Genomic DNA, 15,269 nt, shown 5'->3' with positions numbered 1-15,269 from the left:
GCGTGCAAGATTAACTCAGCAAAGCCTTCATCGTGTTGGCTTTTGCCACCTGCGCTTCACTGCCGCCCTTGATCACTTCATCGATCAGCTCGCGCGCGCCTTCCTTGTCGCCGATTTCCTGATAGGCAATCGCCAGATCGAGCTTGGTATCCATTTCCATATGGATGGCTGACAGCGGATCGTCCACGCCCGCATTGAGCGCCGGATTGGCCGGCTTGCCCTCGTCCAGGTCCAGGTCGATACCGGTCAGGTCGAATTCCTGCGGCGCCGGTGGCGTCTCGGCTGGCACGGCTGCCGCCGGTGGCGTCACGGGCCTGGCCGGGGTGGCTGGCGTCTCCGGCGTTTCCAGGTCGAAATCGTCGAGATCGACATTGTTCAATGGATCGGGCAGCGGCGTCAGGCCAGGGCCCAGGCCGTTGGCGGGGCCGGCAGGCGGCTCCAGGTCCAGGCCGAAGTCCATGCTGGCGTCGTATTGCCCGTCGTCCTTGCCGTCCGCCCGCGCCGCTGGCGCCGCGGCCGGTGGCATGACGATCGGGTCGCTGGTTGACACGGGTTCGAAGTCGAGGCTGTCGAGGTCGAAGTCGAGCGGATGGCGCTCATCGCGCGCCGCTACGGCAGTGGCGGCGGCAGCTGGCGCTGGCTCAGGCCCGGCCGGTGGCAGATCGATGTCGAAAGCGCTCTGGTTGAGCGGCAAGTCGACGCTCTGGCCATGCAGCGGCGCTTCGGGCTCCTTGCTCAGGCTGACGACGGCGTCGACATCGGCGTCGCCATACAGCGGGTTGGCCGGATCGAGCGCGGCGCCCATGGCGGCCGCTTGCGGCCATTCGTCGCCGAGGCCACGGGTCTGGCTGTACAGCTCACTGGCCTGGTCTTCGAAGGCCGCCACGTCCTTGCGTGCCGAATAGATTTCCAGCAGCTTCAGGCGCGCCGCATGGCGCTCCGGGTTGGCGCGCAGGGCTTCCTTGAGGATGTCTTCGGCCTGGCCATCGCGGCCATAGGCGATATACACATCGGCTTCGGCCACCGGATCGACCTCATTGGCCGCCAGCACCGTGCTGGCCGCCACCGCCGTCACGCCGGCGGCGGCGCCGATGCCAGCGCCGGCACCGAACAGATGGTTGCTCGCTTCGGACTGCTGGTCTTCCGGCGCCGGCTCGTGTGGCTTGCCGGAACCGGAACCGGAACCGGTCCCGGTCCCGGTCCCGGTTCCGGTATCGGCGGGCCCGGGCTCGTCAGGCGGCAGCACCGGTGCAATATAGTCGTGTGGTGGCGGCGTGTCTTTCTTGCGCCGCGCGATCACCAGCGCGGCGGCGGCCGCAAACAGGGCGGCCAGGGCAATGCCGATGGCGCCCATGTGTTCGCTGATCTTGTCGGCAAAGCTCGGCTCCAGCGGCGACGGCTTCTTGGACAGCGGCACCGGCTTGGCCTTGGGCACCGGCGGTTGTGGCGTGGCCGCTGGCGCACTGGCCGCCACTTCATCAGGCTTGGCGGGCGACGGCGCGCTCTTGTCGGCCATGGCCTTGTTCTTCACGGCCATCAACTGTTCCAGGTCGCTGACGTTCTTTTCCAGCTCTTTCACGCGCGAGGCCGCTTCGTCCACCTGTTTGGCCTTGGCGATCTTTTCTTCCTCGCTGGCAACGGCGCTCTTGCCGGCCGCCCTGGCTGCCGGCTCGGCCTTCGACAGTTTCAGCTTGTCCTGCGCTTCGCTGACGGCGGTCGGTTTTTCCTCGACCTTCGTCGCACCGATCTTGCCGCCCGTGCTTTGCGTCGCTTGCGCCGCGCGCGCCGGCTTGCTTTGCGCTACCTGCCCGGCCAGCTTGTTGCGGTAGGCGTCGAAATCGATGGCGTGCGCCGTCACCACGCCCTTCGCCTCGGCGCCATCGAGCGCACGCACGGTGTCGCCAGACGGCACGGCCAGGATGCGCCCGGCCTGCATGCGGTTCATGTTCTGCCCCTGGAAGGCGTCGGGATTGGCGCGGTACAGGGCAACGAGCATCATGTCGAGCGAGACGCCCGACGGTTTGAGTTCGCTGGCGATACGGCTCAGGGTATCGCCACGCTTGACGCGGTAATCGGGCGTCTTTTTGCCCTCGGCAGCGGGCGCGGCGCCGCTACCCTGCCCCTTGCCTGGCTGCACCGGCGCGGCCACTTGCGCGCCGCGCGTCTGGCGCGCTTCCGGGGTATCGAGCACGAAAGCGTATTCCCGGGTCTGTACGCCGCCCTTGCCGCTCAGCTCGACCAGCAGGTTGACCAGCGGTTCGGTCAATGGCTGCGCCGAGCTGATGCGGATATAGGGCGTGCCGGTACGTGTTTCAATGGCAAACGTCAGGTTGCTCAGGGCGGGATTGAAGTCGACCACCGCCCGGCGGTACGCTTCGGGCGGCGCCAGCTTGGCCAGCAGGGCCGCTGTTTCGCCCGGTTTGACGGCGGTCAGTTCGACTTCCGCGCGCAGCGGCTGGCCGACGGCGGACAACACGGTAATCTTGCCCAGCTCGGCCGCTTGCGCCGCCGGTGACAATAACACCGCGCTGGCGACAACGCTGCTCAGTGTTTTGATGGCGAGGGAGGCGACTCGGGGACGAGGGTGTACAGGCATAATTGGCGGCATCTTGGTTGACATGGGAAAACAGTTACTTTTCCAGATGTACCAACATATCATCATGTATCAAGCTGTGCAAGCTTTCCTCCTGTATAACGCGGCTTGCTTGCGCCAGAGCGCCTGCGTGCCGGCAACGGGAAGACGGCGTCTGGCAGCAAGTTACTGGCGTTGGCACGGCACGCCTCGCGGATCGCTCAAGCCATCACAACGTTTTCCAGCGTGAACGAGAATGGCGGCGGGTTACTGCCGCAGCCGCCGCCGGTCATGACGATGTCGGCGCTGGCAATGCCCAGCAGCGACAGTTCGGTGTTGACGTCGGACAGGATGGCCGAGTTCATCACGGCGCCCGGCACGGCCTGCGACACCGCGCCGATCCAGATGGTCGGCTTGAACTCGAACACGGCCTTCTGGCCCGGCGCAATATTCGACTTCAGGGCCAGCAGCCGGCCATCCTTGTAGATGCCGGCGTTGATGGCGCCCTTGCTCAAATCATTGCGCACCTGCACTTCGCGGCTGCTGGTGGCCGGGCCGCAAGGCAACAGCATGCCACCTGAGCCGGTCAGTACGACGTGATGCATCTCGCCGTGCTGCGTCGCCCTGCGCTGCGTGTAGTTGCCCCAGCTGTCGCTCGCACTGATGTCCATCGACTGTGGGAAAGTAAATGGATAATTGTCCGATACGCCGCAGTTCTGGATCACGCGCCAGGCCACGGCAAGCTCATCGACGCCGGTGGCGACGTTCTTCTGGTAGATGACGATCTGCGAATTATTGGTGTCGCTGGAGCGGTTGATGAAGTTCAGATGAGTCGACATGCAGGAGATCTCCGTAGTCAGCGCAAGCAAAACCGGCACGCCGGTTTCCTGGGATACAGTCAGATGTCAATATTATCAATTTCCACGCCAGTGATAAAGCATGCAAACTTACCAAGTAGAAAATAAATACCGGGTGCACGAAAAAACGCCGGCGCGGCCCTGGTGGGCGGCGCCGGCGTTCTTGCAAGAACTGCGGTTCAGTGTGGCAGGATCAGTCGAGCAAGATGCGCAGCATGCGGCGCAGCGGTTCGGCCGCGCCCCACAGCAACTGGTCGCCGACGGTGAACGCCGACAGGTAGTCGCCGCCCATGCTCATCTTGCGCACGCGGCCGACGGGAATCGTCAGGCTGCCCGTGACGGCCGCTGGCGACAGGTCGCGCACCGACGCTTCGCGCGTGTTACTCACCAGTTTCACCCACTCGTTGTTGCTGGCGATAATGTCGTTGATCTCGTCGAGCGGCACGTCTTTTTTCAGCTTGATGGTCAGCGCCTGGGAATGGCAGCGCATGGCGCCGATGCGCACGCACAGGCCGTCCACTGGAATTTCCTTGCTGCCGAAGTCCACGCCACGGCCGAGGATCTTGTTGGTTTCCGCGCCGGCCTTCCACTCTTCCTTCGACTGGCCATTGCCCAGGTCCTTGTCGATCCACGGGATCAGGTTGCCGGCCAGCGGCGCGCCGAACTGCTTGATTTCGTCAGCCGAATAGCCGTGCTGGGTGGCCAGCACCTGGCGGTCGATTTCCAGGATCGCCGAGGCCGGATTTTCCAGCAGTGCCTTGACGGAGCTGTTGATGGTGCCAAACTGCGTCAGCAATTCGCGCATATGCTGTGCACCGCCGCCCGAGGCCGCCTGGTAGGTCATCGAGCTCATCCAGTCGATCAGGTCGTGCTGGAACAGGCCGCCCAGGCCCATCATCATGCACGAGACGGTGCAATTGCCGCCGATATAATTTTTGACACCCTTGCCCAGCGCATCCTTGATGACGTGCAGGTTGACCGGGTCGAGCACGATGACGGCGTCTTTTTCCATGCGCAAGGTCGAGGCCGCATCGATCCAGTAGCCATCCCAGCCGGCGGCGCGCAGCTGCGGAAACACCGCGCTGGTGTAGTCGCCGCCCTGGCAGGAAATAATGATGTCGCACTTGGACAGTTCGGCGATGCTGTTGGCATCCTTCAGAATGGTTTCATTCTTCGCCATCGCCGGCGCCGCGCCGCCCGTGTTCGAGGTGGTGAAAAACACCGGTTCGATATGGGCGAAATCGCCCTCTTCCTGCATGCGTTGCATCAGGACCGAACCGACCATGCCGCGCCAACCTACCAAGCCTACTAATTTCATTACCATTTCCTCAAAAGAGACAGCCTGCGCCGTCATTGAAATATCTTACGCCAGTGCTTTCACAACCGCATCGCCCATCGCCTCGGTACCGACCAGTGTCGTGCCCGCTTCGTGGATATCGGCGGTGCGCAAGCCCTGCGCCAGCACGCTTTTCACGGCCGTCTCGATCCGCTCGGCCTGCTCGGCGCGGTTCAGCGAGTAGCGCAGCATCATGGCCGCCGACAAGATGGTGGCCAGCGGATTGGCGATGCCCTTGCCGGCGATATCAGGCGCCGAGCCATGCGACGGCTCGTACAGGCCCTTGTTGTTGGCGTCGAGCGAAGCGGACGGCAGCATGCCGATCGAACCGGTCAGCATGGCGGCCGCGTCGGACAAGATGTCGCCGAACATGTTACCGGTGACCATCACGTCGAATTTCTTCGGCGCCCGCACCAGCTGCATGGCGGCGTTGTCGACATACATATGGTCGAGCGCGACGTCCGGGTATTCCTGGTGCACATCGGTGACGATGTCTTTCCAGAACTGAAACGTTTCGAGCACATTGGCCTTGTCGACGCTGGTCAGACGCTTGTCGCGCTTTTGCGCGGCCTGGAAGGCGACGTGGGCGATGCGGCGAATTTCGCCTTCCGCATAGCGCATGGTGTCGTAGCCTTCGCGCTGGCCCTTGAACGGACCGTCCGGGCATTCGCGCACGCCGCGCGGCTGGCCGAAATAAATATCGCCGGTCAGTTCGCGGATGATCAGGATGTCGAGGCCCGACACCACTTCCGGCTTCAGGGTCGACGCGCCCGCCAGTTCCGGGTACAGAATCGCCGGACGCAGGTTGGCGAACAGGCCCAGGTTCTTGCGCAGGCCCAGGATGGCCTGTTCGGGGCGGAACTGGCGTTCCAGGTTGTCGTACTGGTAGTCGCCGACGGCGCCGAACAGCACCGCATCGGCCGCCTTGGCCAGGGCCAGCGTGCCCTCGGGCAGCGGGTGCCCGTGGGCCGCATAGCCGGCGCCGCCGACGGGCGCCGTTTCCAGCTCAAACGACTCACCGAGGACATTCAGGACCTTGACGGCCTGGGCGACGATTTCAGGGCCGATACCGTCGCCGGGCAGGATAGCAATTTTCATGTTTTATATAGTTAGATGACGTTGGCGAGCCAGGGCTGATTGGTGAGGTGCCGTTCTTCGAAAGCGCGGATATCGTCGGCGTGGCGCAGGGTCAGGCCGATATCGTCGAGTCCGTTCATCAGGCAATACTTGCGGAAGGCGTCGATCTGGAACGGATACGACACCGTGCCGTTGCTGGTCGACACGCGCTGCTGTTCCAGGTCGACCACCAGTTTGTAGCCGGGGAAGGCCTTGACTTCATTGAACAGATGGTCGACCTGGGCTTCCGAGAGCACGATCGGCAGCAAGCCGTTCTTGTAGCAGTTATTGAAGAAGATATCGGCAAACGAGGGCGCGATAATGGCGCGGAAGCCATATTGATCGAGCGCCCACGGCGCATGTTCGCGCGAGGAGCCGCAACCGAAGTTCTTGCGCGTCAGCAAAATCGAGGCGCCCTGGTAGCGCGGCTCGTTCAGCACGAACCCGGGGTTCAGCGGACGGCGGCTGTTGTCCTGGCCCGGTTCGCCATGGTCGAGGTAGCGCCATTCGTCGAACAGGTTGGGGCCGAAGCCGCTGCGGTGGATCGACTTCAAAAATTGCTTCGGGATAATCGCGTCGGTATCGACATTGGCGCGGTCCAGCGGAGCGACCAGGCCTTCGTAAATCGTAAATTTATCCATGCTGTATGTACTCGGTAGGACGGGCGGCGCGCATGCGCCGGCGCCGTCACAGGGTTATTTTCCGCCGGCGCCAGTGACAACCTGGCCGACTTTCTGCACATCGCGGCCGATGCCGGAAACGGTATTGCAGCCGGCCAGCACCAGGGTGGCGATCAGGAGGGTGAAGAGTTTTTTCATAATGAGTGTGATATCAGATAAGGGACCGGGGACCGCCAGTGTACGCCAGCGGCACCGGCCCCGTCATTCATCGCAGGCCACGCACATCGACAAAATGGCCGGCAATCCCCGCCGCAGCCGCCATGGCCGGCGACACCAGGTGGGTACGCCCGCCCTGCCCTTGCCGGCCTTCGAAGTTGCGGTTCGAGGTCGAGGCGCAGCGTTCGCCCGGTTCCAGGCGGTCGGCGTTCATCGCCAGGCACATCGAGCAGCCCGGTTCGCGCCATTCGAAACCGGCGTCCTTGAAGATGCGGTCCAGGCCTTCGCGTTCGGCCTGGTCCTTCACCAGACCCGAACCGGGCACCACCAGCGCCAGGGTCACGTTCGAGGCGCGGTACTTGCCACGCACTACGGCGGCGGCGGCGCGCAGGTCTTCGATGCGCGAATTGGTGCACGAACCGATAAACACCTTGTCGATGCGGATATCCGAAATCGGCGTATTTGGCTTCAAGGCCATGTAGACCAGCGCCTTTTCGATGGCGTCGCGCTTGACGCTGTCTTTTTCGTGATCGGGATCGGGCACGCGGCCGTCGATGCCGACCACCATTTCAGGCGAGGTGCCCCAGGTGACCTGCGGTTCGATCTCGGCAGCGTTCAGGGTGACCACCAGGTCGAATCGCGCACCCGGATCCGAATGCAGGGTGCGCCAGTAGGCCACGGCGCGGTCCCAGTGCGGTCCGGCCGGCGAAAACGGGCGGCCCTTGACGTAGTTGATGGTGGTGTCGTCGACGCCGATGATGCCGGCGCGCGCGCCCGCCTCGATCGCCATGTTGCAGACCGTCATGCGCCCTTCCATCGACAGCGCGCGGATCGCCGCGCCGCCGAACTCGATACAGTAGCCGGTGCCGCCGGCCGTGCCGATCTTGCCGATAATGGCCAGCACGATGTCCTTGGCCGTCACACCGGCCGGCATCACGCCGTCGACCTGCACCAGCATCGATTTCGACTTTTTCTGCAGCAGGGTTTGCGTGGCCAGCACGTGCTCGACTTCCGAGGTGCCGATGCCGTGCGCCAGCGCGCCGAAGGCGCCATGGGTGGACGTGTGCGAGTCGCCGCAGACCACCGTCATGCCGGGCAGGGTCGCGCCCTGCTCGGGGCCGATCACGTGCACGATGCCCTGGCGCTTGTCGTTCATGTTGAAGTACGTCAGGCCGTAGTGTTTGGCATTCTTGTCCAAGGTTTCGACCTGCAGGCGCGAGACCGGGTCGGCGATACCGTCAACACGGCTGGTGGTCGGCACGTTATGGTCGGCCACGGCCAGGTTGGCGGAAATGCGCCATGGCTGGCGCCCGGCGTCGCGTAGTCCGTCGAACGCTTGCGGGCTGGTCACTTCGTGCACCAGGTGCCGGTCGATATACAGAATGGTGGTGCCGTCTTCTTCGGCACGCACCACGTGGGATTCCCAGAGTTTGTCGTAAAGCGTCTTCATCATGAGTTATGCAGCAATGCCACAGCCTGTAGTAAGTGATCAAGTGAGTCCGGATTCATGCGGTGATCCACAAGGATTATGCCATATTTTGAGCCCCACAGAACCGAAAGCGGCCCAGCCGTGGGATTGGCGATACAAAGTTCGGTCGCAGTGTTGGATTTGAGCTGGAAATTGCCGATTACATCGTTCTTGTAGCATCAGGCCTATCCAGCAACCGGGCCGCCCGAAGCAATGACGGCGCCCTTGCAAAGGGATAGGCGTTTCAGCAACTTTCGTGTATTGTATTTTGACAACAATTACAAGGAAGTCAGCACCGATGAAACGACGTTTTCTTGCGATGGCCATCCTGGCCACGCTGGCCGCCAGCCATGCACAGGCGGCCTCGCCCAGTGAGTCCTGCCTGCAGGACTTGCGCGCCCTGCCCGGCTTCCTGCTGGAAAACGATACCGGTGCGCGCCAGCATCTGGCGCAAAAGGGGCAAGCGTATTTCGACCAGGCGCAGGCCAGCGCCAGCGAGGCAGCGGCCAAGGTGAACGACGAGGGCGCTTGCAATATGGTGCTGTCCCAGTATTTGCAGCAATGGCGCAAGGGCCATCTGCAGATCATGCCGACGGCCGTATTGAAACCCGTGACACCGGCCCCGGCATCGTCCGCAGCCACCGCACCATCGGCCGCCATGGATAACGGAGCGCCATCGCTGCGACTGCTGTCGCCGCACACCGCGCTGCTGACACTGCCCAGTTTTTTTCCGCAGTACGCCCAAGCCATCGCTGACTTGCTGGCAAGCAAGCGCAAGGAACTGCAACGCCGGCGCAACTGGATCATCGATGTCAGGCAGAACGATGGCGGCAGCGACAGCACGTATGCATCCCTGTTGCCATGGATCGCCTCAGGCGAGAGCGTCACCATGGGCATAGAATGGCTGTCGACGCCGGCCAATATCGCCAACCAGGAAAGCATCTGCGCACTGTACGTGCCCGGTGACGCCAGCTGCCCGATCAGCATGGCCAGGACCATGGACCGCATGCGCAGCGTGCCGCCGGGTCAGTTCGTGGCGCAAAACGCGGATGCACCCATCAGCTATGCGAAATTTGCCAAAGAGAAAATACAGCCGGCACGGGTGGCGGTGCTGGTCGACCGCGATTGCGGCAGTTCCTGCGAACAATTCCTGCTCGCAGTGCGGCAGAGTTTTCATGTCAAGTTGATCGGGCGCAACAGCAATGGTGCGCTCGATTATTCGAATTTGCGCGTGCAAGCCCTGCCATCGGGCCTGCGCCAGCTGGCCTACGCCACCTCGCGCTCGACCCGCTTGCCGCATCTGCAGGTGGACCTGGACGGCATCATGCCCGACATCTATCTGCCGCCGCCGAAGGATGAAGCGGGCCGCGCCGAAGAGATCGTACGCGTGCAGCGCTGGCTCGAAGGCGGCAGCTTGCGCCCGGTTGACGAAGTGCAATGAAAAAAGCCTGCGGCAAAAACTCTGCCGCAGGCTTTTTTTAAACAGGCAACGGTCAGGCCGCCATGCGCACGCTGCCGCGGCAGCCATCCATCAGGAAGGACAGGCCCACCACCAGCACCAGCTCGCCTTCGGCCGAACGGGCCGTGCCCGTAATGCCTTCGACGGTAATGGCCGTCATCGGCTTGATCACCAGGTCGGCCGTGCCGTCGACGGCCGCCACCGCCAGGATATACGGCTGCGGCGCGGCCACCACGATGCCGACCCGCTCGCTGCACGGCTCGTAGCCGAGCGAACCGGCCAGCGAGCGCACCGGCAACGGACGGCCCTGGTCTTTCAGCACCGGTGCGCCGCCGACTTCCATGAAGTTCTCCGGCAGCTCCACCACGCGCTGCACCACCGCCATCGGCAGCGCCAGCGCGGCGCCCGAGGTCGACACCAGCATGGTCGGCACGATCGACAGTTCGATCGGCAGGCGGATGGCAAACTTCGTGCCCTTGCCCAGCGCCGACTCGATATGGATGGCGCCGCGGTTTTTTTCCACCGCCGTCTTGACCACGTCCATGCCGACGCCACGGCCGGAGACGCTGGAAGCGACTTCCTTGGTCGAGAAACCCGGCAGGAACACCAGCTGGAAGCACTCGTCGTTGCTCAGCTGCGCGTTTTCGCTGATCAGGCCTTTTTGCTGCGCCTTGCTGCGCAGGAAAACCGGGTCCATGCCCTTGCCATCGTCCTGCAGCACGATCATGACGCTGTTCGCTTCCTGCCATGCTTTCAGGGAAATATACGACTTGGCAGGCTTGCCGGCGGCCAGGCGGTCTTCCGGCGACTCGACGCCATGGTCGAGCGAGTTGCGCAGCATGTGCACCAGCGGATCGTACAGGCTGTCGACCACCACGCGGTCGACTTCCGTCTCGGCGCCTTCGATGGTCAGCTCCACATCCTTGCCCAGGTCCTTGGCCAGTTCGCGCACCAGACGCGGGAATTTCTGGAACAAACGGCCCACCGGCTGCATGCGCGTGGCCAGCGTGGCCCGTTGCAGTTCGGTCGAGTAGCGCGAGGCGCGTTCCAGGGTTTCCGCCAGGGTCGCCATCAGGGTGGCGGCCTGGCCTTCGAATTTGAATTGCAGCAACCGTTCCAGCAGCACGGCGGCCTGGTTGGCGGCCTGCACCGACTCGCCTGCCACTTCCAGCAAGGCGTCGAGCTTGACGGCGTCGACGCGGATGCTGTCTTCCTTGACCGGCGCCGCATGGCGCATGTCGGCACGCTCTTCGCGCGCCACGCCATCGACGGCCCGGGCGGCAGGCTTGGCGGCAACCGGCGCGGCCGCTACTGCAGCGGCGACCGGCCCGGGTGCGGCGGCGGCCGCTGCAGGCGCGGCCACGGCCAGCTGGCTGCCGGCCGGCACCACGGCGTTATACAGGGCGGTCCAGTCGACGCCATCGGCGCCGGCCACGGAAACAGGGGCAGCCGACGGCAATGCAGCGACAGGCGCGGCCACCACGGCAGCCTCGACAACCGCGGCAGGCGCAGGCGCGGCAGCGGCAGGCGCTTGCGTGCTCTTGCCTTCGATGGCGTCCGTCAAAATCACTTCCAGCTCCTGCGGCATGGCCGGCAGGCTTTCCGGCGCGGCGCCATTGGCCAGCTCGGTCAGCTGGTCGGCGACAAAACCGGACGCTTGCAGCGCCGCCTCGATCGCCAGCGGCGTGACCGGCGCGGCGCCCGTGCGCAGCGCGTCGAACAGGTTTTCGGTCAGATGGCAGGCCGCCACCAGCGCGGGCAGGCCCATGAAACCGGCGCCACCCTTGATGGTGTGAAAGGAACGAAACACTGCATTAAGCGTTTCCTTGTTGTCAGGATCGCGTTCGAGACGCAGTAAGTGCTCCTCGACATTCACCGCAAGATCCATCGCCTCGACGACGAAATCCTTGAGCATATCGTCCATTAGAATCCCAAATCGGCAAGAAGGTCGTCGACATTATCCTGGTCCAGCGCCACCGACGGCACGGAAGGCCCTTGCATCAGCGGCGCTTCCTGTTTCTGTGCGAGCTTCTCGCGCACTTCGGCAGGAGCGTTGTCGCGCAGCAACTGAGCCAGCTCGTTTTCCACCGTCTTGGTGATATTGACCACCTTCTTGATCAACTGGCCGGTAATGTCCTGGAAGTCCTGGGCCATCATAATTTCCAGCAAGCGTGCTTTTTCCGCTTCGGTGGCCTCGGCCACGGCCTGCGCGAACTGGCGCGAGTCGCCGGCCAGGGCCTTGAATTCGTCAAGGCTCAGCTTGCCATCGAACAGCGCCGTCCAGCGGCTGTCCATGTCCTTGGCCTTTTTCGACAGCACGTCCTGCGCCGGCATGCCTTCGTCGAGCGTGTTGAGCACCTTGTTGGCGGCCTGTTCGGTCAAGGTCGCCACGTATTCCAGGCGGTCCTGGGCGTCGACGATCTGCGACGACGCTTCCGTCAGCGCCTTGTCGTAGCCCAGTTCGCGCAGCGAGTCGTGCAGCAGGCGCACAATGCCGCCCAGGCGTTCGAACATCGGCTTGTCGGACTGGTCCACCGGTTCGGCGCCGCCGGCGGCAGGCGCTGCCGGCGCTGCTGCTGCCGGCGCGGGGGCTGACGGCGCGGGCACCGGGGCTGCCGCTGGCGCGGCGCTCGACGACACCGAGTCGAACAGGGCGTCGAAATCGTCGTCCGCTACCTCGGCGGCGGCTGCCGGAGCGGCTGGCGCCGGTGCGGGCGCCTCGGTACGTTGGGCAGATACTTCATCGAATAAGGCGTCGAAATCATCAGCGGCGTTGGTCATATCCCTGCTTCTCCATAATTTGTCAAAATTCCGCCTGAACTGTGCGTTTTACAGACTGATACCCACAATTTCTCGATTAAGATGATTTGAGGCAATACCGCTGCGATGATGCGAGTGTAGCAGGGCGCCGGCCTGTTGGTAAATCTCAAAACGCGCTTCCCGCCGTAAAGCGGGCATACAATACCTTTTCCCTACGGAAATATCTGTGTCGGGTGTTGTATTTTGAAATACTACCATTGGCGCGCAGGCAAGAACATCAATCCGGTGAGAAAACCTTGCCACAAGCCACCTTCCGCCACACCATTCAGAGCAAATGACGATCCTTTCGCCAATGTTGCCTATACTTAAGCTGCACGACTGTTGATAAATATCAAGTTTTTACATGAATACAATCAAGCCGCCCGGCCTACAATAAAGCAGGCTGCGCGCAGCGGTTCACCTCAAGAAGGAGCTGTCATGTATAGGAAAATTCTGATCGCCACCGACGGTTCCGCCGTCTCCAACCTGACCGCCTGCGCCGGCGTCGCCTTCGCCGAACAGATGCGCGCCGACATCCTTGTCCTGTATGTGGCGCCCGAATACCAGTACCCCGTGTATATCGAGATCATTCCTCCCAGCTATCCCAGCGAAGAAGAATACCGCATCGCCATGCGCAAGGCCGGCAGCGGCCACTGGCAGCCCGTGCTCGACGCGGCCGCCAAACGGGGCCTGGAAGCGAGCGGCCTGACGGCGTTTTCGGACAGCCCGGCGCTGAAGATCGTCGAAGTGGCGCAGCTCCAGCATTGCGACCTGATCTTCATGGGCTCGCACGGACGCAGCGGCTGGGGCCAGTTGCTGCTGGGCAGCGTCACCAACAAGGTGCTGTCGCACTCGACCCTGCCGGTGCTGGTGCACCGCCTGATCAAGGAACCGCCAGCGCAATGAGCCATCCGCCGGGGCGACGCCGGCGCGAGCCATTTTTTAGGCTAAGATGACAACCTTTCCGGTTTTTCAACATTCGTCCAGCGCCGGGCGAACCAACCTACTGCACCTTATGATACGTATTGTGATTGCCGACGACCACACCATCATGCGCGAGGGCTTGAAGCGCATACTCGACGGCGCACCCGATATCGACATCGTCGGCGAAGCCATCGATGGCTTCGAGGTGCTGAACCAGGTACGCCGGGGCGGCTTCGACCTGCTGCTGCTCGACCTGTCGATGCCAGGGCGCAGCGGTGTCGACCTGATCCGCCAGATCCGCAGCGAAGCGCCCAAGCTGGCCATCCTGATCCTCACCATGCATGAAGAAGAACAATATGCGGTACGCGCCATCCGCGCCGGCGCCCAGGGCTATCTGACCAAGGAAAGCGCCGGCACCCAGCTGGTGGGCGCGATCCACAAGGTGGCCTCGGGGCGCCCGTACATCAGCGCGGAAGTGGCCGAGCAGCTGGTGCTCAACATCATGATGCCCAATGAAAGCCTGCTGCACAAACAATTGTCGGACCGCGAATTCGAAGTGTTTTCATTGCTGGTGGCTGGCAAGTCGATCACCGAAATCGCCAACAACCTGCACCTGAGCGTCAAAACGGTCAGCACCCACAAGACGCGCATCATGCAGAAAATGGGCATGAGTTCTCTTTCGGAAATGGTGCAGTACGCCGTCGCCCACCGCCTGCTGTCGCCGTTCAAGACCTGAAGCAGCCCGCCGCACGCGGGTGCGCCACAGTAGGAACAATCCTACCCCCCCTCTCACTGGCTCCTACTCCCATATTCAGCCTCGGCTGATATGAATTCCATACGCATGTTGGCATACTGAAACCAGTCATCAAGTTGCTGGAAGTTATTTCATCACTTAGCAAGTTTCAGCGCTTCAAGCACTAAACGCCAGGACCATGCCGCTGCCCGATACGCGGCGCAGTCCCTGACTATTTCGCTATCCCAACATGATTCGACCAGGAGATGAACATGCTGTCCACGCAAACGTCTGAAAACCGCGCCGCCTCGCCCATGCCGCCCTTACCTTCCATGGAAGCGGGTCGCCAGCGCCAGGGCCGCCTGTGGTCGAACCTGAAGGAGGTCTGCGATCTGCTGCATATCTCCACCGCCTGCAGCATCGCCACCGACGAACTGCTGTTCCAGCACGTGCAATTCAAGACCGGCCAGCGCATCCACACCATCGGCCAGCCGTTCGACACCCTGTATATCGTCAACTCGGGCTTCCTGAAAACCGTGCTGATCGACGAATTCGGCAACGAGCAGGTACTGAGCTTCCCCATGAAGGGCGACATGCTCGGCGTCGACGGCATCCATACCCGCCATTACTCGTCGGAAGCGGTGGCGCTGTCCGACTGCGACCTGATACTCCTGCCGTTCAAAAAACTCACGGCCCTGGGCCGCGTGCACCTGGAACTGGAAAACGTCATGTATGGCGTGATGAGCCGCGAACTGGTGCGCGAACAGACGATGATCGGCATGCTGGGCGCCTTGAGCGCCGAGGCGCGCGTGGCGCGCTTCCTGGTCTCGCTGGCCGATCGCTTCGCACAAATGGGTTATTCCAGCAAGCTGTTTAATCTGCGCATGACGCGCCATGAAATCGGCAGCTATCTGGGCCTGACCCTGGAAACGGTCAGCCGCACCTTGTCGGCCTTCAATGAAATCGGCCTGATCACGGTGGACCAGCGCACCATCGGCATCAAGGACCCGGAAGCGCTGAAAACCCTGCGCCGCCTGCCACCGTCGCGTTCGCGCGCCAAGCAGCTGGCCACCGCCAAGCTCAAGGCCGAAACCCAGGCCACCAGTGCGGCCGCTGTCGATACAGCGCAGCTGCTGGCTGTCTAATACACCTGGCACAGGCTTGACCCG

General features: G+C 62.9%; 13 protein-coding genes. 4 read left to right on the top strand and 9 right to left on the bottom strand.

Going from position 1 to position 15,269, the window contains the following annotated elements; all coding sequences use genetic code 11:
- Nucleotides 1–10: 10 nt before the first annotated feature.
- From ASR47_RS24750 to leuC, 7 genes are all read right to left on the bottom strand, one after another.
- A complete protein-coding gene (locus tag ASR47_RS24750) occupies nt 11–2,596 on the bottom strand; it encodes a motility hub landmark protein FimV (protein WP_065310722.1) in 2,586 nt (861 codons plus the stop codon).
- Between the two features lie 197 nt (nt 2,597–2,793).
- Nucleotides 2,794–3,411, bottom strand: coding sequence for a hypothetical protein (locus ASR47_RS24745; protein ID WP_065310457.1), 618 nt, complete (start codon nt 3,409–3,411; stop codon nt 2,794–2,796).
- Nucleotides 3,412–3,622: 211 nt separating this feature from the next.
- Complete coding sequence (gene asd, locus ASR47_RS24740) at nt 3,623–4,747, bottom strand: aspartate-semialdehyde dehydrogenase (protein ID WP_082989161.1); 1,125 nt, start codon at nt 4,745–4,747, stop codon at nt 3,623–3,625.
- 45 nt (nt 4,748–4,792) lie between these two features.
- Nucleotides 4,793–5,863: a 3-isopropylmalate dehydrogenase gene (leuB, locus tag ASR47_RS24735; protein WP_065310455.1), complete on the bottom strand. Its 1,071-nt coding sequence runs from the start codon at nt 5,861–5,863 to the stop codon at nt 4,793–4,795.
- 11 nt (nt 5,864–5,874) lie between these two features.
- Complete coding sequence (gene leuD, locus ASR47_RS24730; RefSeq protein WP_065310454.1) at nt 5,875–6,522, bottom strand: 3-isopropylmalate dehydratase small subunit; 648 nt, start codon at nt 6,520–6,522, stop codon at nt 5,875–5,877.
- Nucleotides 6,523–6,576: 54 nt separating this feature from the next.
- Complete coding sequence (locus ASR47_RS27245; RefSeq protein WP_150127964.1) at nt 6,577–6,699, bottom strand: lipoprotein; 123 nt, start codon at nt 6,697–6,699, stop codon at nt 6,577–6,579.
- A 67-nt stretch (nt 6,700–6,766) separates the two neighbouring features.
- Complete coding sequence (leuC, locus tag ASR47_RS24725) at nt 6,767–8,170, bottom strand: 3-isopropylmalate dehydratase large subunit (RefSeq protein WP_065310453.1); 1,404 nt, start codon at nt 8,168–8,170, stop codon at nt 6,767–6,769.
- Nucleotides 8,171–8,483: 313 nt separating this feature from the next.
- Here leuC and ASR47_RS24720 point away from each other — a divergent pair, with 313 nt between their 5' ends.
- The gene (locus ASR47_RS24720) at nt 8,484–9,626 is read left to right on the top strand and encodes a S41 family peptidase (RefSeq protein ID WP_082989160.1); all 1,143 of its coding nucleotides are present in this window, start codon (nt 8,484–8,486) and stop codon (nt 9,624–9,626) included.
- Between the two features lie 52 nt (nt 9,627–9,678).
- Here ASR47_RS24720 and ASR47_RS24715 read toward each other — a convergent pair whose 3' ends face one another.
- Both ASR47_RS24715 and ASR47_RS24710 read right to left on the bottom strand, forming a co-directional pair.
- On the bottom strand, nt 9,679–11,568 hold the full coding sequence (locus ASR47_RS24715; protein WP_065310451.1) for a chemotaxis protein CheA: 1,890 nt from the start codon (nt 11,566–11,568) through the stop codon (nt 9,679–9,681).
- Entirely contained in the window at nt 11,568–12,425 is an 858-nt protein-coding gene (locus ASR47_RS24710; RefSeq protein ID WP_065310450.1) for a protein phosphatase CheZ, read from the bottom strand. The genes ASR47_RS24715 and ASR47_RS24710 overlap by 1 nt, the downstream gene beginning before the upstream one ends.
- 456 nt (nt 12,426–12,881) lie before the next feature.
- On the opposite strand from ASR47_RS24710, the gene ASR47_RS24705 reads away from it, so the two are divergent.
- From ASR47_RS24705 to ASR47_RS24695, 3 genes are all read left to right on the top strand, one after another.
- Entirely contained in the window at nt 12,882–13,349 is a 468-nt protein-coding gene (locus ASR47_RS24705) for a universal stress protein (RefSeq protein WP_065310449.1), read from the top strand.
- A 109-nt stretch (nt 13,350–13,458) separates the two neighbouring features.
- Nucleotides 13,459–14,103: a response regulator gene (locus ASR47_RS24700; RefSeq protein WP_065310448.1), complete on the top strand. Its 645-nt coding sequence runs from the start codon at nt 13,459–13,461 to the stop codon at nt 14,101–14,103.
- Between the two features lie 329 nt (nt 14,104–14,432).
- Nucleotides 14,433–15,245, top strand: a complete 813-nt coding sequence (locus ASR47_RS24695) for a Crp/Fnr family transcriptional regulator (RefSeq protein ID WP_065310721.1) — start codon at nt 14,433–14,435, stop codon at nt 15,243–15,245.
- The last annotated feature ends 24 nt before the right edge of the window (nt 15,246–15,269 follow it).

Source organism: Janthinobacterium psychrotolerans, assembly GCF_001677885.1.
Lineage (GTDB): Bacteria > Pseudomonadota > Gammaproteobacteria > Burkholderiales > Burkholderiaceae_D > Janthinobacterium > Janthinobacterium psychrotolerans.
The sequence above is the reverse complement of the archived record's forward strand: the minus strand, read 5'-3'. Positions and strand labels throughout refer to the sequence as shown.